This is a genomic window from Agrobacterium tumefaciens str. B6, from assembly GCF_001541315.1.
Taxonomy (GTDB): Bacteria; Pseudomonadota; Alphaproteobacteria; order Rhizobiales; family Rhizobiaceae; genus Agrobacterium; species Agrobacterium radiobacter.
Genome location: NZ_LMVK01000010.1, coordinates 112,446 through 125,029, shown reverse-complemented (window position 1 = coordinate 125,029; position 12,584 = coordinate 112,446). Strand labels below are relative to the sequence as shown.

At 60.3% G+C, this 12,584-nt stretch carries 8 protein-coding genes and 1 pseudogene; 8 read left to right on the top strand and 1 reads right to left on the bottom strand.

Annotated elements, in window-relative coordinates:
- The 7 genes and pseudogenes from ASB65_RS09580 to ASB65_RS09550 all read left to right on the top strand — a co-directional run.
- A pseudogene (locus tag ASB65_RS09580) lies at positions 1–572 on the top strand (glycosyl transferase family 1); the annotation flags it as partial.
- A gap of 17 nt (positions 573–589) precedes the next feature.
- Positions 590–1,588: a glycosyltransferase family 2 protein gene (locus tag ASB65_RS09575; RefSeq protein ID WP_060723808.1), complete on the top strand. Its 999-nt coding sequence runs from the start codon at positions 590–592 to the stop codon at positions 1,586–1,588.
- Entirely contained in the window at positions 1,585–2,529 is a 945-nt protein-coding gene (locus ASB65_RS09570) for a glycosyltransferase (RefSeq protein WP_060723807.1), read from the top strand. The genes ASB65_RS09575 and ASB65_RS09570 overlap by 4 nt, the downstream gene beginning before the upstream one ends.
- Positions 2,529–3,524, top strand: a complete 996-nt coding sequence (locus tag ASB65_RS09565) for a glycosyltransferase family 2 protein (RefSeq protein WP_060723806.1) — start codon at positions 2,529–2,531, stop codon at positions 3,522–3,524. Before ASB65_RS09570 ends, ASB65_RS09565 begins: the two co-directional genes overlap by 1 nt.
- 67 nt (positions 3,525–3,591) lie before the next feature.
- Complete coding sequence (locus ASB65_RS09560; protein WP_060723805.1) at positions 3,592–4,497, top strand: UTP--glucose-1-phosphate uridylyltransferase; 906 nt, start codon at positions 3,592–3,594, stop codon at positions 4,495–4,497.
- A gap of 107 nt (positions 4,498–4,604) precedes the next feature.
- Positions 4,605–6,953 carry a polysaccharide biosynthesis tyrosine autokinase gene (locus tag ASB65_RS09555; protein ID WP_003508505.1) on the top strand — a complete coding sequence of 783 codons (2,349 nt, stop codon included), beginning with the start codon at positions 4,605–4,607 and terminating at the stop codon, positions 6,951–6,953.
- Between the two features lie 129 nt (positions 6,954–7,082).
- On the top strand, positions 7,083–8,027 hold the full coding sequence (locus ASB65_RS09550) for a 2-hydroxyacid dehydrogenase (protein WP_003508503.1): 945 nt from the start codon (positions 7,083–7,085) through the stop codon (positions 8,025–8,027).
- A gap of 24 nt (positions 8,028–8,051) precedes the next feature.
- Here the strand turns inward: ASB65_RS09550 and ASB65_RS09545 are convergent, their stop codons facing one another.
- The gene (locus ASB65_RS09545) at positions 8,052–11,027 is read right to left on the bottom strand and encodes a PAS domain-containing protein (RefSeq protein ID WP_060723804.1); all 2,976 of its coding nucleotides are present in this window, start codon (positions 11,025–11,027) and stop codon (positions 8,052–8,054) included.
- Positions 11,028–11,393: 366 nt separating this feature from the next.
- Here ASB65_RS09545 and ASB65_RS09540 point away from each other — a divergent pair, with 366 nt between their 5' ends.
- The gene (locus ASB65_RS09540; RefSeq protein ID WP_060723803.1) at positions 11,394–12,392 is read left to right on the top strand and encodes an ABC transporter substrate-binding protein; all 999 of its coding nucleotides are present in this window, start codon (positions 11,394–11,396) and stop codon (positions 12,390–12,392) included.
- Positions 12,393–12,584: the final 192 nt, after the last annotated feature.

Below are 12,584 nucleotides of genomic sequence, written 5' to 3'. Positions count from 1 at the left end.
GCGCGCTTCGCTGCCGCAAATCACTTGAAATCCTTGCCGAATTTGCCGGACGCATGGAAGGCAGGGTCGAAATCATCCTGCGCGGCCGGCCGGCCTATTCGGAGTTTTCAGATTTCGACGGTTTCGTAGCCGCCGCCCCGCATGTGCATTTCCACGGGCCTTACAAGAACCCCGAAGACCTCGCCGCCATCTATAACGAGGTGCAGTTCACCTGGGCGATCGACTTTTTCGAGGAAGGCCAGAATTCGAGCTGGCTTCTGCCCAACCGGCTTTATGAGGGCTGCCTTTATGGCACCCTGCCGATTGCACTAGCCGGCACGGAAACTGCGCGTTTCATCGAAAAGCGCGGTATCGGCTTTGTCCTGCAAAATGCCGACGCTGACGATCTTGCCGCCCTGTTTGCGGAGATGACCCCGCAAATCTATGCGGACGCCTTCAACACCCTCTCGACAACAGACAGGAAACAATGGCTGACCGACCGCGACGATTGCCGTCAGCTGGTCCAGCACTTGTCCTCTCTCGCCAAATCCGCCTCCGGCCACGCCCGCGAAGCGCAGTTTTCACCCGTGTAGTGCGTAGGGGGCAAATCATGGAAGGTCTTGGTCATTCCGGCATCAGAACGCTGATCGTCATACCCTGCCTCAATGAGGCGAAGACGATCGAGGGGCTGCTTGTCAAATTTACCGATGCGATGCAGGGGCGTCTCTTCCGCATCGTGGTCGCCGATGGCGGCAGCACGGATGGAACCCGCGATATCGTTTCCGCATTTGCCGCAAAGGACGATCGCGTCACGCTTCTCGCCAATCCGAAGCGCATCCAGAGCGCCGGTATCAATCTTGCCGTCGCCACCTTCGGCGAGGATTTTGATTACCTCATCCGCATCGACGCCCATGGCGATTATCCCGATGATTATTGCCAGAGGCTGATCGAGGACGCCGAGCGCACCGGCGCGGATTCCGTCGTCGTCGCCATGGATACGGTCGGCCACGGCCTTTTCCAGAAGGCGACGGCCATCGCCCAGAATTCCAAGCTCGGCAATGGCGGCTCCAAGCACCGCGAAGGCGCCAAAGGCCACTGGATCGACCATGGCCACCACGCGCTGATGCGGATCGCCGCTTTCGATGCGGTGGGCGGTTATGACGAGAGCTTCAGCCATAACGAGGATGCCGAACTGGATTTCCGGCTACGCAAATCCGGTTTCCGCCTCTGGATGACCGACAAGACCCGCATGACCTATTATCCGCGCGCAAGCGTCATGCCGCTGTTCAGGCAATATCTCGCCTATGGCCGTGGCCGGGCAAAGAACCTCCTGAAACATCGCTCGATCCCGAAAATCCGCCAGATGATTCCGCTCGCCGTCCTGCCGGTTTTCATTCTCGCGCTGCTGTCGCTCGTGCATTGGGCAGCACTTATTCCGCTCGGCCTCTGGATCGCCGCATGTGTGGGTTATGGCTTGTGGATGGCAATAGGTCAGCAAAACCCATACGGCCCGCTCGCCGCCTTTTCGGCGATGGTGATGCATCTGGCCTGGTCCACCGGCTTCTGGCTGGAACTCCTGAAATTCCGGGGAAGAAAGGCTGTCTCATGACCGACAACACCGTCACCGGCACGCAAAATCTCAAGACCGTCGATATCGGCATCTGCACCTACAGACGCCCGGCGCTCGTCGCCACACTTCTGTCACTCTTCGAGCTGGATGTGCCGGAAGGCGTGAAAGTTCGCCTGATTGTGGCGGATAATGATGAAGAGCCGAGCGCCAAGGCAAGCGTCGATCGCCTGCGTGAAACCGCACCCTTCGAGATCACCTATGTTCATTGCCCGAAATCGAATATTTCGATTGCCCGCAATGCCTGCCTGTCGGAATGCAGCGCGGATTATCTGGCCTTTATCGATGATGACGAGACCGCCCCGCCGCATTGGCTGGCCGCCCTTCTGGAAAAAGCCGACGAGACCGGTGCGGAAACCGTCCTCGGCCCCGTGACGGCGGTTTACCGGGACAATGCGCCGGGCTGGATGAAACGCGGCGATTTCCATTCGACAGTTCCGGTGTGGGTCAATGGCGAGATCATCACCGGCTATACCTGCAACACGCTGCTCAAGATGGATGCGCCCTCGGTCAAGGGCCGGCGCTTCGCGCTGGCGCTCGGCCAGAGCGGCGGCGAGGACACCCATTTCTTCTCGCATCTTCACGCCGCAGGCGGCCGTATCGTCTTTGCTGAAGACGCCGTCTTGTCGGAGCCGGTTCCGGAAAATCGGGCAAGCTTCATGTGGCTGGCCAAACGCCGCTTCCGCTCCGGCCAGACCCACGGCCGCGTGTTGGCTGAAAAGAAACCCGGTGCACGCCGTGTGGTTCAGGTGCTGAAGGCAGGTTCGAAAGTGCTGTATTGTGGCGTATTCGCCGCCTTGAACGGCTTCAACGCCGTGCGCCGCAACCGTTATGCGCTGCGTGGCGCGCTGCATATGGGTTCGATGAGCGGCGCATTCGGTGTGCGCGAAATCCGCCAGTATGGCGCGGTGGAGGCGACCTGATGGAAAATCTCACCTCCCCGCCCGATATCAGCTTCGTCATCGCCGCCTATAATGCCGCCGATACGATCGAAGCCGCCGTTCAAAGCGCGCTCGACCAGCAGGGTGTGACGCTGGAGGTCATCGTCGTCGACGATCGTTCCGCCGACGATACCATCCCCTTCGTTGAGGCGATTGCCGCCATCGATCCCCGCATCCGCCTGCTTGCGCTCGAAGAAAACCGCGGTCCGGGTGGTGCACGCAATGCCGGCATCGAGGCCGCGACGGGACGCTGGATCGCCGTGCTCGATTCCGACGACGTCATCCGCCCGGAGCGTTCCGCCTGCATGATGTGCCGGGCGGAGGCCGCCAATGCTGACATCGCTGTCGATAATCTCGATGTCGTCTATACCGACGGCAGACCGATGGAGACGATGTTTCCGGAAGAGTTTCTGGAGGAACGATCCGCCCTCACGCTCGAGGACTTCATTTCCTCCAACATCCTGTTCCGCTCCACCTTCAATTTCGGCTACATGAAACCGATGTTCCGGCGCGATTTCCTCAATAGCGAGGCACTGCGCTTCCGCGAGGATATCCGCATCGGCGAGGATTATATCCTGCTCGCCTCGGCGCTCGCCGCCGGCGGCCTCTGCGTCATCGAACCGAAGCCGGGTTACATTTACAATATCCGCGAAGGCTCGATTTCGCGCGTGCTTGAACTTCATCACGTCGAAGCGATGATGCGGGCGGATCAGGAATTCCTGAGCCATTACACTCTGCTGCCCGCCGCCATGGATGCGCAGCAGGCGAGAGCCCGCAGCCTGCGGCTGGCGCATAATTTTTTGACATTGGTGGAAAACATCAAGAGCCGCTCGGTACTGGGCGCCTTGAAGACCACAATCCGAGATCCTGCCGTGCTGGGGCACTTAAGAATGCCGATTGCAGTGCGGCTGAGGAGGCTGCGGGACGCCATGTTTGCGCCCGGAGCAAATACAGGGGTGAAAAGACAGATTTCGTGAAATTTACGCGTAGACGAAATCTGCGCGGGGACTGGGGACAGATCAAACCTTGATGAAGGAGAACGCGATGGACCTGAACAAAACTGTCAGAAAAGCCGTCATTCCGGTAGCCGGCAACGGCACGCGGTTTTTGCCCGCCACCAAGGCGATGCCAAAGGAAATGCTGACGATCGTCGACCGTCCGGTCGTGCAATATGCTGTCGACGAAGCCATGCAGGCCGGTATCGAACACATCATTTTCGTCACGAGCCGCAACAAGACCGCCATCGAAGACTATTTCGACAGCGCGCCTGAACTCATCAATACGCTGACCCGCTCCGGCAAGACCGTGCAGGTACTGCAGCTTGAAAAGATGCTGCCGGTTGCCGGCACCGTCAGCTATACGCGCCAGCAGGTGCCGCTTGGTCTCGGCCACGCCGTCTGGTGTGCTCGCGAACTGGTGGGCAAGGAGCCTTTCGCGCTGCTTCTGCCTGACATGGTGTCCTATGGCGCACGCGGCTGCATTGCCGGGCTGATGGAGCTTTATGACGAAGTCGGCGGCAATATTCTCGGCGTCGAGGAATGCCTGCCCCAGGAAGTGTCGTCCTATGGCGTCGTCGGCGTCGGCCAGAAGGTCAATCATGGCTTTGCGGTCACCGAAATGGTCGAAAAGCCGGAACCATCCAAGGCGCCTTCGAATTATTACCTGAATGGCCGTTACATCCTGCAGCCGGAAATCTTCGATATTCTCGCCAAGCAGGAGCGCGGCGCGGGCAATGAAATCCAGTTGACCGACGGCATGAGGCGGCTTGCGGAAAAGCAGTCTTTCCATGCGCAGAAATATAGCGGTCGCACCTTCGACTGCGGCAGCAAGCAGGGCTTCATTGCCGCAAACGTCGCCTTCTCGCTGCTGCGCGCCGACATGGAAGCCCAGGTTCTCGCTTCGGTGAAGGAACTGGTGGCGAACCACGAAAGCCGCGTCCAGGCGGCCTGACTTTAATCGCGCCGCCGGGGGAGGCGGCCGGCGCACCAATAACGGGGGGCGGGAAGGCGAGTTTGCTCGGCTTCCCGCGTACCATTTTTAATTCACAAGGTAGGTCCATGCACCACAAGACCTTTAAATCCAATATCGGTTTTCCGGAGTCCGGCAAGGATTCCGACACGTTCATCGACCTCGACCGCCTGTGGGCCGCCGTGGTGCGTCGTGCCAATGTCATTGCCGCCTCCGTCATTGCCGCCGTGGTTCTGGCCGGCCTTTATCTGGTGCTTGCGACCCCCGTTTACACCGCGATGACGCAGGTGCTGCTGGATGAAAGCCTTTCCCGTTATGCGGAAGAGGAATCGCCGGTGCCCGCCGCCCAGATCGTCGACAACCGCATCGCCAGCGCCGTGGAAATTCTGAAATCCAAGGAAATGGCGCTGACAGTAGTCGACAAGGCCAAGTTCGACGAGAATGACATCATCGTCAATCCGCCGATGTCGCCGGTCGAACTCGTCAAAACCTCCGTGCGTGGTATCCTTGATCTCGTCCTGCCGGGCGATCCGCCCGTCTCCGAAGCCGCAATCCGCGCCGGACGCCGCGAAAAGGCCGCCGCCGTGCTGCAGCAGTCCTTGACGGTGGAACGTGTCGGCCGCAGCTCCGTCATCGCCATCTCCACCCGCTCGACCGACCGTCAGCTGGCAGCGCAGATCGCCAAGACCTATGCGCAGGCCTACCTCACCGAACAGCTGAACGCCAATTTCGACGCCAGCGAGCGCGCTTCTGTATGGTTGCAGGAACGCATGACCGACCTCAACCAGCGCGCCCAGGCCGCCGAGCTTGCAGTTCAGAAATACAGGTCTGACAACAATATCGTATCCTCACGCGGTGAGCTTATGTCGGAAAGCCAGCTTGCCGATCTTAATGGCCAACTGATTTCCGCACAGGCGGATGCAGCTACTGCCTCTGCCCGCTACAGCCAGTACAAGTCGATTATCGACCGCGGGCCGGAGACAGCTGTCGACAATGCCGTCGTGTCGGCCCGTGATACCGACAACTCGGTCATTCAGGATTTGCGCAAGCGCTACATCACCATTTCCGACAGGCAGCGCGGCATCGTCCAGCAATTCGGCGCCGACCATCCGCAGGCGGCCGCGCTCGACGCCGAGAAAAAAGAGATTTCGCAGCAAATCTTCCAGGAATTGCAGCAGCTGACCGGCAGCTTCAAGAACGAGGTCGACGTTGCCAATTCGCGCGTGCAGTCGTTGCGTGACAGTATCGACAAGGTAGCTGGTCGCAATTCTCAAGCCAACATCACCATGGTGCAGCTGCGTGAACTCGAACAGCGGTCCACGGCGCTGCGCACCCTCTATCAGTCCTATCTCGGCCGCTTCGAGGAAGCCTCGCAAAAGCAGTCACTGCCGATCGCCAAGGCACGCATCATCTCCGAAGCGGGCCTGCCGACATCGCCTTCCAGTCCGAAAAAGACCATGACCATGGCGCTTTCGGTCGTTCTCGGCCTGATGCTGGGCGGGGGTATCGCGGCGCTTCTCGAGTTCCGGGACCGCTTCTTCCACACCGGCAATGACGTGCGCGACAATCTGCGCATGCGCTTTCTCGGCTACCTCCCCTTCATCGGGGAAAGAGGCGTGGAAAACGCCAAGGCCGGCACCAGCGCCGCCACCCCCGGCGGCGAACATGCCACGCTTGACGAAAGCGGGCAGGTCTCGTTCCAGAAAATGCTGCGCCTTGCCGTCGATAGCCCGCGCTCCAGTTTCGCGGAAACGTTGCGCAACGTGAAGCTGACCGCGGATGTCGTCATTCAGGAACGTCAATGCCGGGTCATCGGCGTCATTTCCTGCCTGCCGAACGAGGGCAAGTCGGTCGTGGCGCTCAATCTCGCCGGTCTGATCGCCTCCACCGGCAAGCGCACCCTCGTCGTCGATGCGGATATCCGCAATCCCGGCCTCAGCCGCATGCTGACGACGCGGCAATCCGCCGGCCTGGTGGAAGTTGTGCTCGATGAAATTCCGTGGACGCAGGCGGTAAAGGTCGATACGCGCACGAAAATGGGCATCCTGCCGGTTTCGACCAGCAACCAGTTCGCCCATTCGAGCGAGTTGTTGTCCTCCTCCGGCATGCGCAAATTCATCGACTCGGCGCGCGAGGCCTGCGATTACATCATCGTCGACCTGGCGCCTGTCGTCCCCGTCATCGATGCCAAGGCCTTTGCACCGCAGGTGGACGGTTTCGTCTTCGTCACCGAATGGGGCAAGACGCCGATCCAGATGGTGCAGAACCTGATGGCCAACGAGCCGCAGATCGCCAACAAGACGCTCGGCATCGTGCTGAACAAGACCGACATGACGGAACTGCAGCGTTATGCCGGCCCCGGTGGTTCGGAGCACTATCACGAGAAATTCTCGGCCTATTACGGCGATGCGAAGCCGCCGGTGAAGGAAGAGGCGTAATCGTGAAACGGCCCGGTGAAAACCGGGCCGTTTTATTCTGTGGAAGATTCGAACGATAAACCCATGGTATTGCCCCCCGAAATTGCGCATTGATGGCGTAAAGCTAAAATCGCAAGCAGGATCAGTCCCATGCCATCACCCATCGCCTTTGTTTCACGGATGAATGCGGAAACGGAAGCCGTCTGGAAACAGGCGCTACGCGCCGCCATGCCGCAGGAGGACATCCTCTCCTTCTCCGAATTGACGGACGAACAGCGACGGGCAGTGGACTTTGCCATCGTCGCTAATCCCGATCCCGCCGATATCGCCGCGCTTCCGGGCCTCACATGGATTCACAGCCTGTGGGCGGGCGTCGAGCGGCTGGTGCTGGAGCTGGGCGACAAGGCTCCCCCCATCGTCCGGCTGAAGGACCCGGAGCTTTCCCGCGTGATGGCCGAAGCCGTTCTGGCATGGACCTACTATCTGCAGCGCGACATGCCGGCCTATCGTGAAAACCAGCAAAAGGCCCTTTGGCAGGAGCTGGACTACCGCCATCCCGGCGAGATGACCATCGGTCTCCTTGGCCTTGGAGCGCTTGGCACCGCTGCAGCCGAACGCCTCACCCATGCGGGCTTCAACGTCGTCGGCTGGAGCCGCTCGGCCAAGGTGATCGAAGGCGTGGAAACGCTGACCGGCGATGCCGGGCTGCAAGCCCTGCTGGAAAAAAGCGACATTCTCGTCTGCCTCGTCCCGCTCACCGACGCGACGCGTGGCCTTCTCGATGCCGGCCGTCTCGCCGCAATGAAACAAGGGGCGGCGCTGATCAACTTCGCCCGCGGTGCGGTCATCGTCGCCGACGACCTGATCGCGGCGCTCGATTCCGGCCGCCTTTCGCATGCCGTTCTCGATGTCTTCGAACAGGAGCCGCTGCCCACGGCTTCGCCATTCTGGCAGCACCCGAAAGTCACGGTCCTGCCGCATATTTCCGCCCCGACAAGCCGCGAAAGTTCGGCGCGGATCGTCGCGGGCAATGTTCGCGCATGGCGCGAGACCGGCAGGCTGCCGGAAACGGTTGACATGATCAGAGGTTACTGAGCCGGCAACAAAGCGGCGGGCGTACTATTCCGCCACGGCGCTCTTTGCCGTATGGGCCTGCTCGACCGCCGAAACGATCTGCTGTTCGTCATAGGGCTTGGTGAGCAGCACCGCGCTTTCGGGCGCCCCTTCCGGCAAATGGCTGTCGCCCGTCGCAAACACGATGGCAAGCCCCGGCTTGCGGCGCAGAGCCTCCACCGCCAGCTCGCCGCCCTTCATGTCGGGCAGACCGAGATCGGTGACGAGAACATCTATGCGGTCTGCCTCGATCACCTTCAGCGCCTGAGCCGCATTTCCGGCCTCGACGACGGCAAAGCCGCTCTCCGCCAGCATCTCCGTCGAATTCATCCGGATCAGCTCGTCATCTTCGACCAGAAGGACGCGTATGGACCGGTTTTCGTTTTCGACCGTCCTCACCGGTTCGGAAGGCTTGGAATAACCCGGCGCAACTGCCGGCCGCGCTCTCGCCAAAGAAACCTGCTTGCGGTTGGCAATCACATGGCGGATGCGCCGTGCCAGCGCTTCGCGCGTATAGGGCTTGGAGAGAAGCTCCACCCCGGCATCCAGCTTGCCGCCATGCACGATGGAGTTTTCGGTGTAACCCGAGGTGAAGAGAACGGCGAGGTTGGGCAGCCTTTCCTGCGCGCGGCGCGCCATTTCCCGGCTTTTCAAAGGCCCGGGCATTACCACGTCGGTGAAGATGACATCGATCGGAATGCCGCTTTCCACCACCGTCAAACCGGCCTGCGCATCACGGGCGGTGAGCACCCGGTAACCGAGATCGCTCAGCGTCTCGACGACGGTGTTGCGCACTTCCTCGTCATCTTCCACCACAAGAATGGTTTCCGTTCCGCCCTCCACGGGGCCGGTCGGCATCACTACTTCCCGGTCCTCATCGGCGGCGGAGCGCGGCAGATACATCTTCACCGTCGTGCCCTGCCCCACCTCGCTATAGATGTTGACGTGGCCGCTGGACTGTTTTGCAAAACCATAGACCATCGAAAGGCCGAGACCGGTGCCTTTGCCCTCCGGTTTGGTCGAAAAGAACGGCTCGAAGACTTTTTCGAGGATCTCCGGCGACATGCCCGACCCGGTATCGGTGACGGCGAGCATGACATATTGCCCCGCCGAAACCTCCGAATGCTTGCGGGCATAATCGCGGTCGAGCACCGCATTGCCCACTTCAATGGTCAGCTTGCCGTGCCCTTCCATGGCGTCGCGCGCATTGATGGCGAGGTTGAGAAGCGCATTTTCCACCTGGTTGGGATCGGCATAGGTGTTCCAGAGACCGCCCGAGGTGATAACCTCCACCTCGATCGCCTCACCGAGCGAACGGCGAAGCAGATCGTCCATGCCGGTCACGAAACGGGAAATATTGATGACGCGCGGTTCCAGCGCCTGGCGACGGCCGAAGGCCAGCAGCTGGTTAGCCAGCTTTGCGCCGCGATGGACGCCGGCCAGCGCATTTTCCAGCCGCCTTTCGGCGCGCTCGTTGCCGATCACATCCTTGGAGAGCAATTGCAGATTGCCAGCGATCACCTGCAGAAGATTGTTGAAATCATGCGCGACGCCGCCGGTCAGCTGGCCGATGGATTCCATCTTCTGCGCCTGCTGCAGGGCCTTTTCGGTCTGGCGGCGCTCCGCCATTTCCGCCTCGACACGGGCTTCAAGGCTTTCGTTCAATTGCCGAAGCTGCTCTTCCGCCCGGATGCGGTGGCGAATTTCGCGCTCGAGATTGCTGGCATGTTCCTTGAGGGTGTCTTCGGCCCGCCGCTGCTCGGTTATGTCAGTGTGAACGCCGACCCATTCGGTAATGGCGCTGGACTTGTCGAAAATCGGCACGCCGCGGATCAAAAAAGTGCGGTAGACGCCGTCGTGACGGCGCACGCGGTGTTCCCAGACATAGGTCGACTTTTCCGCGACCGCGCTGTTCCAGCTTTCGACAGACCCCTGCCTGTCCTCCGGGTGGACGGCGTCCGCCCAGCCAAAGCCCTGATATTCTTCCGGAGTCTGGCCCGTCAGCGCCGCCCAGGCAGGCTGCTCGCCCAGCATCCTGCCATCGGCGCTGTTGGTCCACAGCACGCCGTGCACCGCATCCACCGCCGCACGGAAACGGTTGTTGCTGATGAGGATTTCCTGTTCCGAGCGCTTGCGGTCCTCGATATCGATGATCAGCACATAGATGCCATCGATGGAGCCATCCGTGATATAGCGCGGCACATAGCGGATTTCGGCGGCGCGCATGGTGCCGTCGGGCCTGCGGATCACGGTGTCGGAAACGATCTTCTCGCCGGCGAGCGCACGATCCAGATAGGCCCTGCGCGCCTCAAAAAACGCCTCGCCGACGATTTCGGGAACGCTGCGGCCGATCACCTCCTCGGCGCGGCGGCCGAACCATTCCAGATAGCCGTCATTGGCGAATTTATAAACGTAGTCACGATCGACATACCCGACCAGAATGGGCAGGGCATTGGTGAGCCGGCTTAGTTCCTTGCGGCTCTGCTCCAGCGCCTCCACGGCCTTCACCTTGTCGGTATTTTCGAGCACGGTACACAAAACGCCGTCCACCGTGCCGCCCTCATTGTAGATCGGCGTGTAGAACAGATCGAAGATCACCTCTTCCGGCAGGCCATGTCGCATCAGCGTCATCGGCTGGTCGCGATAGGCCATGACCTCACCGCGAAAACCGGCTTCCAGAATACGGCTGTTCCAGTCCCATATTTCCGGCCAGATGCCGGGCACCGTTCCGCCCAGCGCCCGCGGGTGATAATTGCCGGCGATCTCCGCATAGCCGTCATTGTAGATCATCACGTGATCCCTGCCCCACATCAGCACCTGCGGAATGGGGGAATTGACGACGGAATTAGCCTTTTGCCTCAGATTTTGCGGCCATTCGCAAATAGGACCGAGCGATGTCTTCGACCAGTCGAAGCGGCGCACAAGCTCACCCGTTTCACCACCACCGATCGGCCATACCGGGGCAGCACGAAGATTGGTCATTCAACATCACCACAAAAACCGAGAGGAAATCTCCCGTAATACAGAACAAGATAAAAGTCCAAGAAAACAGAAACTTCCGTTTATTGTTCCCCCGGGTTTCTTCAAATACTGAAAAAGTTCCGTTCTTCCGAAATATTGGGATGCGCGAGCGCAGGGGCGCGGCGAATTCGGTGTCTCCACACCACGGATTTCAGGCTCGCATTCGCGGGACCGGATAATTGATTGATAATTGCCATCCTCAATACGCCAGAATCTGCCGCAAACGGAACGGCCAGAAAGCAATTATTAAGCCTCAATAAAGGCGCTGGCGGTCGCGGTGCCGTCAGCACCCGGGTCTTCGCCACACCGCGACCAGAGGGAACAAAAATGAAAATACTTTTGGGTGCCACAATTCTTTCCGCCGGCTTCGCCTTTTCAGGCGGCGCAGCCTATGCTGCCGACTGCGGAAACGTGACAATCGCCAGCATGAACTGGCAATCCGCCGAAGTTGCCGCCAACCTGGACAAGTTCATTCTTGAAAAGGGCTATGGATGCTCCGCCGAAATCGTGACCGGCGACACCGTGCCGACACTGACCTCCATGGCCGAAAAAGGCCAGCCGGATATTGCCCCCGAGGCATGGGTCAGCCTGCAGCCGGAAATCGTCAAGCAGGGTCTGGAAGGCGGCAAAGTGGTCGCGGCCGCAAAAATTCTTTCCGATGGCGCTGTTCAGGGCTGGTGGATCCCGAAATACCTCGCAGATGCCAATCCCGATCTCAAGACCATTCCGGACCTCTTCAAACATCCCGAGCTCTTCCCGTCGCCGGAAGACAAGTCGAAGGGCGCCGTGTTCAACGGCCCGCAGGGCTGGGGCGGCACTGTCGTCACCGCGCAGCTGTTCAAGGCTTTCGGCGGTGAAAAGGCCGGCTTCACCCTCGTTGACACCGGCTCCGCCGCAGGTCTCGACGGTTCCATCGCCAAGGCTTACGAAGCCAAGCAGCCATGGGTCGGCTATTATTGGGCGCCCACCTCGCTGCTCGGCAAATATGAGATGGTAAAGCTCGAATTCGGCACGGACTATGATGCGGCAGAATGGAAGCGCTGCACCTCGGTTGCCGATTGTCCGGACCCGAAGCCGAACGCATGGCAGGTGGACGACGTGCAGACGCTGGTCAGCAAGTCCTTTGCCGATCGTGCCGGCCCCGCCATGGACTATCTCAACAAACGCGCCTGGACCAACGCGACCGTCAACAAGCTGATCGCCTGGATGACGGATAACCAGGCGACCGGCGAAGATGGCGCCAAGCAGTTCCTGAAGGAAAACGAAGCTCTCTGGACGGGCTGGGTTTCTCCGGAGGTCGCGGAAAAGGTCAAGGCCGCCCTTTAAAAGCCGGTCCTTACATATCTGCCCGGCAACCGGCGTTCGCCAGCGGCGACGCCGCGCCCGCACCGGCTCCGAAATGCCCAAGGCTTTCGGTGGCGATGCGCCGGTTCAACAGAGCGTTCCGCCTTGCGTCCTGAAGGATGCGCGGCGCTCTGGCGATTTTGCTCCCGGAGCGCGGAGGACATCGATCCCCGC